Annotated in this window: 16 protein-coding genes; 12 read left to right on the plus strand and 4 right to left on the minus strand. The window is 45.1% G+C overall.

Going from position 1 to position 15089, the window contains the following annotated elements:
- Positions 1-181 precede the first annotated feature (181 nt).
- From katG to NDJ01_RS22310, 3 genes are all read left to right on the plus strand, one after another.
- The gene (gene katG / locus NDJ01_RS22300; RefSeq protein WP_258587370.1) at positions 182-2353 is read left to right on the plus strand and encodes a catalase/peroxidase HPI; all 2172 of its coding nucleotides are present in this window, start codon (positions 182-184) and stop codon (positions 2351-2353) included.
- A 177-nt stretch (positions 2354-2530) separates the two neighbouring features.
- Positions 2531-2983: an antitoxin Xre/MbcA/ParS toxin-binding domain-containing protein gene (locus NDJ01_RS22305; protein ID WP_258587371.1), complete on the plus strand. Its 453-nt coding sequence runs from the start codon at positions 2531-2533 to the stop codon at positions 2981-2983.
- Between the two features lies 1 nt (position 2984).
- Entirely contained in the window at positions 2985-3455 is a 471-nt protein-coding gene (locus NDJ01_RS22310; protein WP_005376497.1) for an RES family NAD+ phosphorylase, read from the plus strand.
- 80 nt (positions 3456-3535) lie between these two features.
- On the opposite strand, the gene NDJ01_RS22315 is transcribed toward NDJ01_RS22310, so the two are convergent.
- A complete protein-coding gene (locus NDJ01_RS22315; RefSeq protein WP_258587372.1) occupies positions 3536-5386 on the minus strand; it encodes an acyltransferase family protein in 1851 nt (616 codons plus the stop codon).
- Between the two features lie 239 nt (positions 5387-5625).
- On the opposite strand from NDJ01_RS22315, the gene NDJ01_RS22320 reads away from it, so the two are divergent.
- Positions 5626-5901 (plus strand): nitrogenase-stabilizing/protective protein NifW, encoded by a 276-nt coding sequence (locus tag NDJ01_RS22320; RefSeq protein WP_152814596.1) that lies wholly within the window; start codon positions 5626-5628, stop codon positions 5899-5901.
- Between the two features lie 118 nt (positions 5902-6019).
- Here NDJ01_RS22320 and NDJ01_RS22325 read toward each other — a convergent pair whose 3' ends face one another.
- Both NDJ01_RS22325 and gloA read right to left on the minus strand, forming a co-directional pair.
- Positions 6020-7120 (minus strand): alkene reductase, encoded by a 1101-nt coding sequence (locus NDJ01_RS22325; RefSeq protein WP_258587373.1) that lies wholly within the window; start codon positions 7118-7120, stop codon positions 6020-6022.
- An 11-nt stretch (positions 7121-7131) separates the two neighbouring features.
- Positions 7132-7518 (minus strand): lactoylglutathione lyase, encoded by a 387-nt coding sequence (gene gloA, locus NDJ01_RS22330; protein WP_258587374.1) that lies wholly within the window; start codon positions 7516-7518, stop codon positions 7132-7134.
- 211 nt (positions 7519-7729) lie between these two features.
- Here gloA and NDJ01_RS22335 point away from each other — a divergent pair, with 211 nt between their 5' ends.
- Positions 7730-8158, plus strand: a complete 429-nt coding sequence (locus NDJ01_RS22335; protein ID WP_203342540.1) for a PaaI family thioesterase — start codon at positions 7730-7732, stop codon at positions 8156-8158.
- A gap of 26 nt (positions 8159-8184) precedes the next feature.
- Positions 8185-8574: a MazG nucleotide pyrophosphohydrolase domain-containing protein gene (locus NDJ01_RS22340; protein WP_025498829.1), complete on the plus strand. Its 390-nt coding sequence runs from the start codon at positions 8185-8187 to the stop codon at positions 8572-8574.
- A 45-nt stretch (positions 8575-8619) separates the two neighbouring features.
- On the opposite strand, the gene NDJ01_RS22345 is transcribed toward NDJ01_RS22340, so the two are convergent.
- The gene (locus NDJ01_RS22345) at positions 8620-9495 is read right to left on the minus strand and encodes a universal stress protein (RefSeq protein ID WP_258587375.1); all 876 of its coding nucleotides are present in this window, start codon (positions 9493-9495) and stop codon (positions 8620-8622) included.
- Positions 9496-9707: 212 nt separating this feature from the next.
- On the opposite strand from NDJ01_RS22345, the gene NDJ01_RS22350 reads away from it, so the two are divergent.
- The 6 genes from NDJ01_RS22350 (at position 9708) to NDJ01_RS22375 (ending at position 14917) form a co-directional block, all read left to right on the plus strand.
- A complete protein-coding gene (locus NDJ01_RS22350; RefSeq protein ID WP_258587376.1) occupies positions 9708-11066 on the plus strand; it encodes a magnesium transporter in 1359 nt (452 codons plus the stop codon).
- 269 nt (positions 11067-11335) lie between these two features.
- Positions 11336-11878, plus strand: a complete 543-nt coding sequence (locus NDJ01_RS22355; protein WP_258587377.1) for an AAA family ATPase — start codon at positions 11336-11338, stop codon at positions 11876-11878.
- A gap of 107 nt (positions 11879-11985) precedes the next feature.
- Positions 11986-13431, plus strand: coding sequence for an N-acylglucosamine 2-epimerase (locus NDJ01_RS22360; RefSeq protein ID WP_258587378.1), 1446 nt, complete (start codon positions 11986-11988; stop codon positions 13429-13431).
- 100 nt (positions 13432-13531) lie between these two features.
- Positions 13532-13783 (plus strand): DUF2999 family protein, encoded by a 252-nt coding sequence (locus NDJ01_RS22365; protein ID WP_005395194.1) that lies wholly within the window; start codon positions 13532-13534, stop codon positions 13781-13783.
- Positions 13784-14097: 314 nt separating this feature from the next.
- Positions 14098-14427, plus strand: coding sequence for a YceK/YidQ family lipoprotein (locus NDJ01_RS22370; RefSeq protein WP_080253353.1), 330 nt, complete (start codon positions 14098-14100; stop codon positions 14425-14427).
- 31 nt (positions 14428-14458) lie between these two features.
- The gene (locus NDJ01_RS22375; protein WP_170892643.1) at positions 14459-14917 is read left to right on the plus strand and encodes an ABZJ_00895 family protein; all 459 of its coding nucleotides are present in this window, start codon (positions 14459-14461) and stop codon (positions 14915-14917) included.
- Positions 14918-15089 lie beyond the last annotated feature (172 nt).

A 15089-nucleotide genomic window follows, 5' to 3' on the forward strand; every position in this document is an offset into this window, starting at 1 on the left:
TATCCATATTTTCTGCATATAGGTACATGTTTGATAACAATTATTTATTAGCCGAGATATGGAAATTTTGACTTGGCGTTAACTAAAAATTCAGTGTATGAACTACGCTGTTTGAGGTGGATATTCGATTTATTGAATAACATAGAGTGGTTACCACAACCACGATACGAAGGAGCATTATATGAGCAACACAAACGGCGGTTCGGTAGGTAAATGTCCAGTTATGCATGGTGGGCAAACATCTACAGATAAGTCGGTGATGGATTGGTGGCCGAATGCCTTAAACTTAGACATCCTGCATCAACACGACTCCAAAACCAACCCATTTGGCCAGGACTTTAATTACAAAGAAGAACTGAAAAAGCTAGATGTCGAAGCACTTAAAAAAGACTTAAAAGAGTTAATGACTGATAGCCAAGACTGGTGGCCTGCCGACTGGGGACATTACGGCGGTTTAATGATCCGAATGGCATGGCACGCAGCGGGTAGTTATCGTATCGCGGATGGACGTGGCGGCGCTGCGACAGGCAACCAGCGTTTTGCTCCTCTCAACTCTTGGCCAGATAACGCAAACCTCGATAAGGCTCGTCGCCTTTTATGGCCAATTAAGAAAAAATATGGCAACAAATTAAGTTGGGCCGATCTGATTGTCCTTGCCGGTAACATGGCGTATGAATCCATGGGCTTTAAGACCTTTGGTTTTGGCTTTGGGCGAGAAGACATTTGGCATCCCGAAAAAGACACTTACTGGGGTTCCGAGCAAGAATGGTTAGCCACAAGTGATGCTGATAACAGCCGCTACTCTGGTGAGCGAGATTTAGAAAACCCGCTTGCTGCGGTAATGATGGGTCTTATCTATGTGAACCCTGAGGGGGTGGACGGTAACCCAGATCCCCTCAAAACAGCACATGACATGCGTGTGACCTTTGCGCGAATGGCAATGAACGATGAAGAAACTGTCGCGCTCACAGCGGGTGGTCACACGGTCGGTAAGTGTCATGGTAATGGTGATGCCGCAAACCTTGGTCCAGAGCCCGAAGCCGCAGACGTTCATGAACAAGGTCTTGGCTGGATTAACCACAAAACACGTGGCATTGGCCGTGACACGGTAACGAGCGGTATTGAAGGTGCTTGGACGACACACCCTACACAATGGGACTACGGATACTTCCACCTACTATTTAAGTACGATTGGGAACTGAAGAAGAGCCCAGCAGGTGCGTGGCAGTGGGAGCCAATCGACATTGAAGAAGAAGAGAAGCCTGTCGATGTTGAAGACGGTTCTAAGCGCTACAATCCAATCATGACTGACGCCGATATGGCGCTCAAAATGGACCCTGAATATCGCAAGATTGCAGAAAAGTTCCAAAATGACCCAGCGTACTTTGATGACGTTTTTGCTCGTGCCTGGTTTAAGTTGACACACCGCGATCTAGGACCAAAATCATGTTATTTCGGACCTGATGTGCCAAGCGAAGATCTTATTTGGCAAGACCCAACGCCTGCAGGTAAGACAGACTACGATGTCGATTTAGTGAAAACAAAAATCGAAGCAAGTGGCCTATCCATTAGTGAGCTAGTAAGCACGGCTTGGGATAGTGCGCGTACTTACCGTGGCTCTGACCGCCGAGGTGGCGCAAATGGTGCGAGAATTCGTTTGTCTCCGCAAAAAGATTGGCAAGGAAACGAGCCAGAGCGTCTAAGTCGTGTTCTTGCTGTGCTAGAAAAAATAGCAGCAGAAGAGGGCTGTAGTGTTGCAGATGCTATCGTGCTTGCTGGTAACGTAGGTATTGAACTGGCTGCGCGTGCCGCAGGTCATGATGTATCTGTGCCATTCGCGCCAGGCCGAGGTGATGCCACCCAAGAGATGACGGATGTTGAATCATTCGAAGTTCTTGAGCCTGTTGCTGACGGTTTCCGAAATTGGTTGAAGAAAGACTACGCGGTTAAGCCGGAAGAGCTTTTATTAGATCGTGCTCAGCTTATGGGGCTAACGGCGCCAGAAATGACGGTACTCATCGGCGGAATGCGTGTACTTGGTAGCAACTACGGCGGTGGAAAAGAGGGCGTATTTACTGACCGAGTAGGCACTTTGTCGAATGATTTCTTCGTGAACCTTACTGACATGTCATATACGTGGAAACCAGTGAGTGCTAATCAATATGAAATCCGTGATCGTAAAACCGACGCTGTGAAGTGGACGGCAACCCGTGTGGATCTTGTCTTTGGTTCAAACTCGATTCTACGTTCATACGCAGAAGTGTATGCGCAAGATGGTAATCAGGAAAAATTCATCCACGACTTCATCGCTGCATGGACGAAAGTCATGAACGCCGACCGTTTTGACTTGTAATAAGTGAAACGATGCAAATCGGTAGATGCGTAAACAAAGTTGATGAATAAGTAAGAGAGGCGGGCGCAAAGCTCGCCTTTTTCTTTACCTGTCTTTTTACTTTGATTGTTACTTTGATTGAAAATTGAGCTCATTTGAACCATAATGACTAGACCATATGAACCATAGGAGCTTGATATGGCAACTGCAGCATTAAAAAGCTTTAAGCCGAAACAATCTCATAAAGCCAATTTCTGGCTTATGTTAGGTATTGAAGATGCTGAAACGGGTCGTATTGATGCGGTTCACAAAGGCTTTGAGCCCAAGGTATACCGGAACATTGTTGATCGAGTAAAGCTTTCTCAAAGTGAATTCCAACATGTGACACTGATTCCTGTTAGTACAGTTAAGCGTCGTCTTAAAAATGATGAGCGTTTTAATACTCAAGAGAGTGATGCAATCTATCGATTAGCGATGTTATTGAAACTCGCGACAGAGTTGTTTGACGACGAAGAGCGCGCGTTAAAATGGATGAGAGAGAATGTGTACGGCTTAGGTGGAAAAAGGCCGCTAGACATGGTCTCGACTACGGTTGATTTTGAAATCGTAAAAGATTTGATCGGCCGTTTAGAGCACGGGGTGTTCTCGTAATATGAAGCTCTATCGTCTCACACAAAAGAAATTTGCTGACACGCCATTCAGTCCCGTTGGCGCAAAGTTATTTGGAGGGCGATGGAACTCAAAAGGAACCGAAGCCCTCTACTTCTCTGAATCGGAATCCCTCTGCTCGTTGGAGGTGTTTGTTCACGTAAACAACGATCCTGCTATCACCAAACTGTACGATTTATATCGTATTGAAATGCCAGAATACCTCATCGCCACCTTAGATGAAGAAGATCTTCCAGTGACGTGGCGAGCAATACCGGCGAGCGAGTCTACACAGTACATTGGTGACCAGTTTCTCAATGATCCTCATCCCGAGTTTGCCGCACTGCAAGTGCCTTCAACGATTTCACCTCGTGATAAAAACTACGTGGTGAACCCAAATCATCCCAAAATGAAAGAGATCATCAAGAAAGCCGAAAAGCTCGATTTCGCGTTTGACCCACGCATTTTTAAATAGACGCGCTGGCTTTGTCTTGCTTTAAAATATTCAGCGCTTACCTGAGATAAGCGCTGAAGCATAAAAGTTTATTCTCTTGGTTATTGTCGGTCGTAAGTGAACTGTTGCGCTTCATTTGTACTGTTGTGGTAATGCCCAAGCACCAACTCAGCACCTTTGTAAGATAAATGGCTGTCATCGGTATACATGGCGTTGTTCGCACCAACTTTCATTCGACATACACCATTTCTGCAAATGGCCTCGGTCAAGTCGACAAACTCAACGTGCTCAAATTTCTCAAAGTAGTTCACTAACTTCGCCACGTTTTGAGGGTGATGTCGCTTGGGAGAGAAATCGCATGCGGACTCTTCTGTCTCGCCAAACAAACGCGCTTTCCAAAGGCATTCTCCTACCGCAAACGGTGCAGAAGGCGTTGGGCCGAAAACGACCACTTCTTTCCCTTCCAGTTCATTCAACAATCCAGTTAATGACGCCTCATAATCGGCTTGTGAAAGCTCTTTATTGAAGTTGGAAGAGATAACGACGCGACGAATAGAAGGGGTACGCAAAATGGTATCGATTGCCTGTTTGAAGAACTGTCGGCAAGAAATTGATCCAGCATCTTTGATGATGTCGACATAACCGACTGCACAGGAATCTTGAGTAAGTTGCACCACGCCAGTTGGTGTTACTTCGGACAGACGCTTCACGTAAACCATGCTGTGACTATTGCCTAACACAGCGATGGTGGGCTGCGGCGCAGACGAGCACACATCGTTAACGTCGGTGTTGCCGTTGCAATCTAAACCGTAACCGTTGTTCACGCGCATGGCCTCGAAAAATGCACTTCTTTCTGGAAAACCACCATTTTGATGGCCAATAACGCCGAACATCAGCAAGGGCAGCGTCAACAACACAACAACCGCAGAGACAGTGCGCATGCTCATGGCTTTTCGGCTGCGGAACGGCTTTTCAACAAAGCGCCAAGTGAAGTAAGACAGTATAAAAAGAGCGGCAATGTAAATCGGGATATTGACGTCTTGAGTTGCATCCAGCATGTAGCGGTAAAACACAAATAGCGGAATATGCCACAAATACAAGCTGTAGCTGATTAAGCCGACGAACACGACCCATTTTAGGCTCAGTAATTTACCGCAGACATTGTCTTTAGAGGCAAACAAAATCACTAACGCGCTACCGATGACCGGCACCAGCAAAGTGATACCCGCGCCATCTTGCGATTTTTCAAACAAAAGTGCAGAGGCCAATATCAAAACGATACCAATGGTTGCCAGCGTATCGTTGGACTGAACTTGGGTTTTTCTCATTACTAATGCGAGTAATGAACCGGTTGCCAGTTCCCAAGCACGAGAGAAGATCATGTAGAAGGTGAAATCAGGATCGTTGCTCGCATAGACAATAGTCATCAAACTCAGCGCAAATACCGCGACAAAAAAAGTCAGGAAAAACGCGTTTTTGCCACGAGCGAGTAGCATGAGTAGCAAAGGAATGACAATGTAGTATTGTTCTTCAACGCCCAAACTCCAAGTGTGAAACAGCGGATTGGCTTGATCTTCTAAACCGAAGTAATTGTGGCCTTTTAAATACAGAAGAATGTTGGATGAAGAAAGAATAGAAGAGACTGCGAACTGACCAACGTCTTTGTGTGCTTGTGGCAAAAACAGCCACCAAGACATCAAGTAGCTGACGGCAATCACCACCAGTAGCAGGGGAAGTATGCGGCGAATGCGTCGCTCATAAAAATCACCGAGGCTGAACTTCTGGTTTTCCAAATCGTTAATCACGATGGTGGTGATCAAATAGCCGCTGATAACAAAAAATACGTCGACGCCAATAAAGCCACCAGCGAACTGCTCAACACCTGCATGAAACAAAATCACCAACGTGACTGCAATCGCTCTTAATCCGTCTACTTCCGCTCTGTAAGTCATATCGTGTCCCTCCAACATTCCGTTTAACGAAGTAGAGCAAAATATGAACCAGAAATAATGTTGCTTTAAATCAGAGTCTTAAAGTGATTATCAAAATAAAAAGGCTGGGGAAATAACGAATTCCCAAATTGAATTTCAATATGGAAATTCCAGAAAGAGTGATGTTAGAAGCGCTAAATCAAAGAACGTAAAGCGCGAGACACATAAACTTCATTGAAAACGATAACGCTAAAGAAACGATGACAGAGAATACGATTCAGGAAAAAATTGCCAGCTTTACTTGTATCGAACAAGCGTTGGATTACTTCGAAATCGAGTTTGATAGCCGATTTATCGAAAACAACCGAATCGAGTTGGTTAAGAGGTTTAACGGCTACTTAATCCTCACTAAACCGGATGATTGGTTTTCAGGCCGCCGCGCACTGAAAAATGCCTACTGTAAAGTACAACGCAGTTTACTAAGTAAAACGACGCGCTCTGCGTGCCGAGGTTGTACATCTTGTCAAAGACGTTAACCCTTGGTGGCTTGCCTAAAAAGAACCCTCCATCTTGGCGTCACAGGGGGAAGAGCAAGGTTCTTTTGGGTTAGCTATTGGTTTGTCGTGAGTTGCGAATCAGCTTTACGCAGATGAATTAACCCGCATGATACGCAGGGTAGTCCACTAAGCCTTTTTCACCGCCGCCGAACAATGTGGCAGAGTCATGTTCTGCCAGTGGGTAGCCATGCTTGATGCGGCTTGGTAAGTCTGGGTTTGCAACAAACGGACGACCAAAACCGATCATGTCGGCTAAGCCACTTTCAATCGCGTGTTGCGCCTTTTCTACGTTGTAACGACCGGCATAGATCAGTGTGCCTTTATACGCCTCACGAACTGCGGTTTTAAAGGCGAGTGGAGTGTCTGGCGCGTCGTCCCAATCCACTTCTGCAATGTGAATGTAAACAACATTGAGTTTATCAAGCAGCGCAGCAGCAGCGGTGTAGGTGTCGACAGGTGTGCTATCAACGGTGCCGTTTAACGAAGTGAATGGTGCAAGGCGAACACCAACACGATCTGCGCCAATGGCTTGCGTCATCGCTTCGACCACTTCACCAAGAAAACGCAGACGGTTTTCAATTGAGCCGCCGTATTCATCGGTGCGGTTGTTCGCTTCAGAATCGATAAACTGGTTAACCAAGTAGCCATTTGCTGCGTGAAGTTCGACACCATCAAACCCAGCTTTTATCGCGTTTAATGCGGCTTGGCGGTATTCTTCAATAACATTCTTGATGTCTTGTTTGGTCATCTCACGCGGCTCAACCACGTCGACAAAGCCAGGTTCGTCTGTGCCATTGTCGATAAATACTTTCACGTTTTCTGCTTTGAGCGCAGAAGAAGAAATAGGTTGCTCGCCGCCGATGTTGTCAGGATGAGTCACACGACCAACGTGCCATAATTGCGCGAAGATAACGCCGCCTTTCTCGTGCACTGCATCAGTTACTTTTTTCCAGCCAGCAATTTGCTCTGGGCTATAAATACCCGGAGTCCACGCATAGCCTTGACCCGTTGGTGAAATTTGCGTGCCTTCAGCAACGATTAATCCCGCTTCGGCGCGTTGAGCGTAGTAGGTGGCCATCATGTCGTTGGCAACATTACCCGGTTGAGAGGCTCGAGAGCGCGTCATCGGAGGCATAACGATGCGGTTTTTTAATGAGAGAGAGCCAAGTTGAATCGGTTGAAATAATGCGTCTGTCATAGGAAACCTCGTTATTGTTTAGTTTGAATCAGTTCGATTGGGTAGCCGTCGGGATCTTTAATGAAGGCGATGTGCGTTTCTCCTCCTTTCATTGGACCGGGTTCGCGAGTGACGTTGCCACCAAGCGCTTTGATTTGTTCGCAAGCTGCGTAAATGTCTTCACACCCAAGCGCCATGTGTCCGAATGCGTTACCTAAGTCGTAACTGCCGATATCCCAGTTATAAGTGAGCTCGATGGTCGCACCATCTGGTTGATCTGGGCTACCAACAAACACCAGTGAGTAACGGTATTCTTGGTTTTCAAAACGATCCAAAACGCTCATTCCCAGAATTTTTGTATAAAATTCGATAGATTTGTCTAGGTCAACAACACGGATCATCGTGTGGAGAAACTTCATAAGTCGCCTTTCATAACGTTGCGTAATCACGATGCAAACCTTATCGCCACTCTAAACACACTGGAAATTATCGTTAATTATGAAAATGATTATTTAACGTTATGGACAATGAGGTTGTTGGTCCTACAACGTGCAAACAAAGATTACTCGCCGTTTCTTTTTAATAATTGGCATATGCTAATTACTCCTTTTTACAAGCCGAGTACTTAACATGTCCGCAAATAGTCACTTTCATTCTACTCACGAATCTCATTATCAATGTGCGGTTTGTTCTTCCATCGATGCGAATCCGAACTCTTTGGCTGTGAACTACCAGTGCCTAGCCGATGGTTCTGTTGTCGGAGAGTTTCACGTTTTACCGCGTCATCAAGGTTACACAGACCTGTTGCATGGTGGCATTGCGAGTTCGCTGCTCGATGGTGCAATGACGCACTGTTTGTTATTTAGAGACATTCAAGCCCTTACCGCGCAGTTGGATGTGCGCTACCATGCACCTATTGAGCTAGATGAGCGCGTCACGATTACTGCACACTGTGAAGGTGAACGCCGCGGTATATATCAACTGGTGGCTCAATTACTGGTCAATAATGAAGTTAGAGTGACGGCAAAAGGGAAGTTTATTCGTCCTAAAGAGGCGTAAATAAAAACTCGTTCTACGGAGAGATAATGAAGAAATTTGATGAGTTGTACGCAATTGCGACGAGAAAATCTCAATATGACCAAACCAACACTTGGTTTAAAGGCGTAGAGACTTATCTGGAGGCCATTGGCAAAGAAGTCGATGAAGTCCGTGAAGAGATTCGTGAGGACCGCCTTTGTCATTTGGAAGACGAGTTAGGCGATGTGTTGTGGAACTATCTTAACGTATTAAAAGCGTTGGAAAGAGAAAAGGGCATAGATCCTGAGAAAGTACTCGAAAGAGCCTGCACTAAATACGAGCAGCGTGTATCTGCGATTGAATCGGGACGCAGTTGGGATGAGGTTAAACAGCAGCAGAAACGAGCCTTGAACGCGGAACATGAAGCCGCGCAGTTAGAGACCATGAAGAGCCAATAACTGCGCGTGATATTATTTAAGATGCGGCGGAATGGGGAAGTCTGATCAACCCTTCGTGCTATTGACCAACAGCAGGTCACAAGGCGGTTGATCAAGTAACGTGTCTACAGTGCTGCCAGACCAAAATTGTGATGATATGCTTCGCTTACACGCGCCCATAATCAGAATTGCCGCTTGTGATTGCTTAACTGCTTTTGGTAACGCCGTTTCAGGGTTTCCTTCTGGCAGCAGTAGTGGTACTCGAGTTAACTTTTGCGCAGTAATAAAGTCCGTAATACCTGCTTTTTGGTTGCTCAAAATCTCTGCACGATAGCGAGACAGATAAGGCGCAACGTAGCGGCAGTAAACTAATGTCATTTTTCCGCTCAAGGTTTTTTCTAGCTTTGAGCCTCGCGATACGATGGCTCTATCTACGACTGATTTTGCATCTCCGCGATGAAGCGGATCTATCGCGCAAAGCATGTTGGCGTGAGAAGGCCATGAACGCTCACTTAATAGCAATAAATCACAATCGTTTTTTGCTAGCTCGGTGAGTAAGGTTTGAATGTCGTGCTTGTTAAAATGCCCCACGAGCAGTAAATCTGTGTCGTCGACAAGCCGTTTCGCGACTTGAACAATCCAATGACTCCTTTTGAAATGCTCGTAAGAGAGTGTTGGCGTTTCAACTTCCTCTTCTTCACAAAGTTCGATAACGAAGTCTTTGAATTTTGATGTCCAAGCTTCAAACTCAGCTTGTCTCTTTTCTATATGGTCAGAGTTGAAACTAAGGAAGTGCGCGAACGCGTGATCTTCACTCCGGCGGTGGTCTTCCACCAATACCACGATGGGTTGAGCCAGCGCTGTCGCAAACTGAATCACTTTACGAAGCACCTTACGACTTGGTAAGGCTGCTTGCTGAGTCAGAAAAAATACTGGTGCCATTGATTACTCCATTATCAAACGAGGCAAATGCGCCTAATGCACACTAAAAGTTTATACCATCCCCTTATGCAAAGACGTTCTGTTTCTGCGAGCAAAATATAAATTCCGCAATTGTGCGCGCCATTGCCTAGAATTTTAACATCAGGATCTCATGCCTTTAGATAATAGACATCGTGTTGACACTAACGTGATGTCCAAGGAAATCGGTGACAATGATGATAGATTCCAGCCAATTACAAATTAATCGCAAAGTGCCTCATTTGCTTGCCGAGATCATTAAAGCGATAGAGTCGACCGAAGACCTCAGTTTTTTGAAAGACTATCAGGAAGCGCAAATCGCGAACATTTTGGAGTCGGTCAACATTGCTTATCGTAAACGCGTGATAGAAGCGGTGCCGCCAGAGAAGTACTGGACGGTATTAAATTTGCTGCGATACGACACCGCCAAGCACATTCATCAATCACTCAACAAAGAGCTGCAACATGAACGCTTAGCGTACATCACGGATTCGGAACTGATCATCTTTGCAGACTTTCTACCGACCGAATTTGTGGATGAGTACCTTATCGACCAAAGTGAAGAGTCGGTCGCGCACATTCAACAAGCATTGTCGTATGAAGACAACAAAGTAGGGCGATATGCCGAGCCGTATTTTTTGGTCGCGAATCCTAAAAACAGCGTAGGAGGCATCAAAAACGAGTTGTTAAAACGTGGACAAAGCCCGGTGCGATTGACCATTGTGCGCGATGTCGGAGGCGTTATTGGGACGATAGAACCTCAAACCCTGTTGCTGCATGAGAACCATACCAAACTCACAGACTTGACCGCAGTCACGCCAATTCTGGAAGATATCCAAACGATTCAAAGCGTCAGTAAACAGGTCTCGATTGATGGTGGCGCGCATTGGTTTCCTATCATGGCTGGTGGCAAAATTATGGGCGTTTTGTCGATGGCGACCATCGCGATTACCTTGCGTGAACTCAGCCTACAAGCTGTAGTGGCAGAAAACGTACGAAGTGAAGAAGATTTGTTCACACCATTAACTGTGGCGACAAGGCTAAGAGCACTTTGGTTGGTGATTAACTTGCTGACCGCTTTTGTTGCCTCTGCCATCATTGGTATTTTTGATAATGTGGTCGAGCAAGTTGTAGCGCTTGCTATCTTAATGCCCGTTGTGGCGAGTATGGGCGGCATCGCAGGTAGCCAAACCTTAGCGGTGGCCATTCGGGGTATCGCATTGAACCACTTGCACCAAAGTAACTTGAAGCTATTGGTGAATAAGGAGTTAAAAATCGCCACCATTAATGGCTTGATCATGGGATTAGTCATCGCGGGTGTCGTCTACATGGTGTTTGACTCTTGGCCATTGGCGCTTATTATCTGTTGTGCAATTTTCCTCAATAGTTTGGCGGCCGCGGCATCGGGGACGTTGATACCATTCACGTTGAAGAAGTTTAACATTGACCCCGCCGTGGGTAGTATTAACAACCGTTACCGATGTCGTCGGTTTCTTTGCGTTCTTAGGCTTAGGTGCAATCTTCTTGATATAGAAAGCCAATTGACGCGCTAACCCGCTGAACCAATCTCTCCATTTTCCAACCCAATTTTTTGGGCAAGCTTGGTTCGCTCAAAATTCCTCCGTTTTTCATAAACGCTGAACACGCCGTTTAAGCTTTCATTTCATCAATATTTTTCACTGCTCATTTCTATCCCAAAACTTTCCACTGCCGATCTCGCTTAACGCTGGCGTGCCAAATTACAATTTCAAAGGCCCGATCATGCCAATTTTCTTGGCTGTACACGCATTACTTCACTCAAACAAAAAATAAGGAAAAGATTTTGAACAAACTCATCGTATTCACTGGTGGTCCCGGTGCAGGAAAAACCTCGGTAATCGAACAACTAAAAACACAAGGCTTTATCTGCTCGCCAGAAACAGGTCGTCACGTAATACAAAGGCAGGTTACGAATCACGGTTCAGCATTACCTTGGAATGACAAACAAGCTTTTCGAGACGAAATGATGAAGGTAGAAGTGAGCAATTACCGAGCTTTCAATGTCCACCAAGGGAATGTGTTTTTTGATCGCAGTATTGTGGACGTATATGGCTACAGTAAGTTGGAACAACTGCCAATCTCGCATGAGCTCATCACGCATTGCCAGACGCTTCGTTATCATTCTCAAGTATTCATTTTTCCACCGTGGACGTCGATATTCAGCAACGACGAAGAGCGAAAGCAAGATTTTTCTGAAGCGGTGGCTACGTATCAACAGATGGTCAACGCTTATCACAAATTTGGTTATCAATTGATCGAAGTGCCCAAAATGTCAGTCGAAGACAGAGTCGCGTTTATTCTCGGCTCAGTCATCGAACAAGGCTGAAAGATGATTGATGCAAACAAATGCGTAAGGCTATTGTGAGCACGACAACAATATGCGTAAAGGGAGTTATTTATACTGGATAAAATTCAATAACTTAATTGAGTGTTATGTCTTTTAAATATCTTACCTTATTGCTCGCAACGACGAGCATGAGCAGCTTTGCTGATGTAGGCCTGCCTTCGGGGGATGATTGGTTAAACCATGTGACGAATGGCCTAGCCCCATATTGGATGATGGAAAGCGCGCATGGGCAACCTGCGGGGAATTTTCCGACATTTCGTTGTGATAACGGTGTCATTCTCGACCCACAAAAGCCGTGTGAAGAATTAAACAAAGGGTGGATTAGCCCGCACTTCGATCGCGAATACACCCGCATGAAATCGCGCCAAACTTACGCTTATGGCGTGCTTTTTCATCTTACGGGTGACAAGCAAGCATTAGAGCTGGCAAAGAAAGGTGCCTATTACCTGATTGATCATCTACAAGATGAGAAAAACGGCGGCTTCGTGAGCTTTACGCGTAGTGGAAAACCGGGGATGGAGTGGCAACAGCGAACTTCTCAAGACCAAGCTTACGCTTTGGTGGGCTTGGCGATGTACTACTACTTGACGCAAGATCCAAAGGTTGAACAAGCACTTATCGACCAGCAAGCGTTTATATTTAAACAATACCGACGAAGCGATGATCGCGGTCTGGCGTGGGTTTTGAAAGATGGTGATGGAGAAAGTGAGAAGCAGCAAGAGTTAGTCGCTCAACTTGACCAAATCAATGGCTACCTGTTGTTAACGGCGCCACTTTTACCAGAACCAGCGCAAGCCAAGTGGAAGCAAGATCTGCAATGGCTGACGCAAGTGATGCTAGATAACTACCACTCTGACAAAGAGCAGCGCTTTTATGGCGCGATACACCACAAAGCGGTAATGATGCCAGATGCGAAGCACAATGATTTTGGACACACCATCAAAGCGTATTGGATGACGTATCTCACTGGTCAGTTGTTGGAGAATTCCAATTGGACAGAGTTTGGTTTCAAAGGAATGAAACATACGCTTAAACAAGCGCAATACCAGCAAAACTTTGAGCAAGTCAAAGCGTTCTTCTCGCCAGAATGGCAGAGTAAATGGACGCAAGAGAGCATTCCTGCTTGGCAATCAAGACCGCACAAGCATTACAGCTCGTCTTGGGAGTGGGCTGAACTCGATCAAGCGGCGATGACGGTTTCTCTTGTCGATGGTTCGATGAAAGAAACGCTTCAATACACGTTACCCACCTTTATGGACGTGTGGGTGGATCATCAATACGGAGGTGTTGGTCTGAATCCTAAATCAACCAAAGCGTTCCATTGGGGAAATGGTTACCACCAGTTTGAACATGCGTTGGTCGGGTATTTGTACGTGCAACAAATGGCAAAACAGCCTGCCAAGCTTTACTACGCGCGACCAGCCGAGAGTAAAATGTCACTTAATCCATATTACTTTAACGCGGATATAAAAGCGCTTTCATCGCAAAGTGATGGAGTCACTACCGCAACGTTCACCAATATTCGACCATAACTTGGTCGATGGTAGTGTGGTGGTTAAAGTCTGCGTGCAAACTAACAAACCCCAGTGGTAAACTGCGGGTCTGTTTTACATAGTATTTAAAGGTAATTTGATGAACCCGATTCTTGCGATGTTGAAAGAAAACAATATTAGCGACGAGCAAATCAACGAGCTATTTCAGGCGTTAACTCAAAACCCTCTGGCTGCAATGGCAACTATCAGCCAACTAGGTCTGCCACAAGATCAGCTTCAAGCGTTAATGGCGCAGGTAATGCAAAATCCTGTACTGATTAAAGAAGCAGTGGAAGAGCTGGGCCTAGACTTCTCCAAAGTAGTAGAAGCCAAAGCTAAGCTACAGCAGTAATCGAGTTTTCGATAAAAACAAAAGCCGCCAGAGCCAAATGGTTCTGGCGGCTTTTTTACATCAGATGAAAGGTACGCGACTCCAACGGGAAAACGAATAGGTTGAGCTTAACTTGGTGCTTGCATAAAAAATTAAGTGCGATTCTAGTCACGTCGCATGAACTCACGGGTGCTATTGGAAATAAATGAATTGTTTCTAATACATAGAACGTATTAACATGGTTGCACTGGGCCCATATGAGTAAATTCATTGAATATACAATTTGAGAGAGGGTTTAGTTTTAAAAAATAATAGTTAGTTGGAATCTAGGTTAAATGAAAATAAATATATTTAAAAAGCTACAAGTTGTATTTCTTGTGGTGTCAGCATCTTTAATGGTGGGGTGTTCGTCTATAGATGCGCATGCTGGTGGCGGATACGGAAAGCCGTTTTCAGGCACAGCGTTATCAGTCGCACGACAACCTTGCTATTTAAGATCTGATATTACTTCCATCGCGTTATATCCACTTTCATTGATTGACATTCCTTTGTCGTTAGCAACGGACGTTGTGTTTCTTCCTGTTGATTTAGTCATGGTAGCTACACCCACAACGAGTTATGGCGGCGTGGTTTCTCTAGGTTGTCCAAGCGGCAGCATGATCTAAAGTCTGATTTTATTGAAATAAATGGAAGGAAATGAAAGTGGAATCGAAAAATAATTACTCAACAGAAAACAACGCTCCCTCGGTGCTCTTTGTAACGTCGCTTTTGTGTCTGGCATCAGTTTGTTTGGCCATACTGCTATTTATTATTGAGTACATTTCTGGCATAGAAATGAACGGTGTCGGCTTTCTTGGGACGTTAATACCAGCGATGAGTGTAGGATATTATTTTGGCTATAAAACAGGGAATATAATGCCTTCGACAACGAGATGGTATTCAGTGCTGCTTTGGAATTTATCGAGCTTAGTGGTGTTTTCTCTCATCTTAATGTTTTTGGGCATCTCTATATTTGAATTGATAGCGGAACTAGGCTGGTTCAGTATTATTATCGTTGTATTAACGTTAATAACCGTTTGTCTCGGGTACTTTATTTTCAAGAGTGGTGAAAAAATGGCGATTAAGGTTTTGCTAAAAGCGCAAAAGAGTGCGTAACTCACAAATAACGAACGCTTAAAGATAGATACGTAAAAAAGACGCCAGCCATATCGTGCTGGCGTTATTGTTTTCTCTTTCTTTTTGCCTCTTTGGTCTCAAGCAAAATCGAATGTTTTAGACGAAACGGTCTTTCCACGAAAACTCAACATGTTTATGTCTGCCCAAACGT

Source organism: Vibrio sp. HS-50-1 (assembly GCF_024747315.1).
GTDB lineage: Bacteria > Pseudomonadota > Gammaproteobacteria > Enterobacterales > Vibrionaceae > Vibrio > Vibrio diabolicus.

Coding starts and splice junctions, on each gene's coding strand:
- katG (WP_258587370.1), top strand. CDS start 182: ATGAGCAACACAAACGGCGGTTCGGTAGGTAAATGTCCAGTTATGCAT.
- NDJ01_RS22305 (WP_258587371.1), top strand. CDS start 2,531: ATGGCAACTGCAGCATTAAAAAGCTTTAAGCCGAAACAATCTCATAAA.
- NDJ01_RS22310 (WP_005376497.1), top strand. CDS start 2,985: ATGAAGCTCTATCGTCTCACACAAAAGAAATTTGCTGACACGCCATTC.
- NDJ01_RS22315 (WP_258587372.1), bottom strand. CDS start 5,386: ATGACTTACAGAGCGGAAGTAGACGGATTAAGAGCGATTGCAGTCACG.
- NDJ01_RS22320 (WP_152814596.1), top strand. CDS start 5,626: ATGACAGAGAATACGATTCAGGAAAAAATTGCCAGCTTTACTTGTATC.
- NDJ01_RS22325 (WP_258587373.1), bottom strand. CDS start 7,120: ATGACAGACGCATTATTTCAACCGATTCAACTTGGCTCTCTCTCATTA.
- gloA (WP_258587374.1), bottom strand. CDS start 7,518: ATGAAGTTTCTCCACACGATGATCCGTGTTGTTGACCTAGACAAATCT.
- NDJ01_RS22335 (WP_203342540.1), top strand. CDS start 7,730: ATGTCCGCAAATAGTCACTTTCATTCTACTCACGAATCTCATTATCAA.
- NDJ01_RS22340 (WP_025498829.1), top strand. CDS start 8,185: ATGAAGAAATTTGATGAGTTGTACGCAATTGCGACGAGAAAATCTCAA.
- NDJ01_RS22345 (WP_258587375.1), bottom strand. CDS start 9,495: ATGGCACCAGTATTTTTTCTGACTCAGCAAGCAGCCTTACCAAGTCGT.
- NDJ01_RS22350 (WP_258587376.1), top strand. CDS start 9,708: ATGATGATAGATTCCAGCCAATTACAAATTAATCGCAAAGTGCCTCAT.
- NDJ01_RS22360 (WP_258587378.1), top strand. CDS start 11,986: ATGTCTTTTAAATATCTTACCTTATTGCTCGCAACGACGAGCATGAGC.
- NDJ01_RS22365 (WP_005395194.1), top strand. CDS start 13,532: ATGAACCCGATTCTTGCGATGTTGAAAGAAAACAATATTAGCGACGAG.
- NDJ01_RS22370 (WP_080253353.1), top strand. CDS start 14,098: ATGAAAATAAATATATTTAAAAAGCTACAAGTTGTATTTCTTGTGGTG.
- NDJ01_RS22375 (WP_170892643.1), top strand. CDS start 14,459: ATGAAAGTGGAATCGAAAAATAATTACTCAACAGAAAACAACGCTCCC.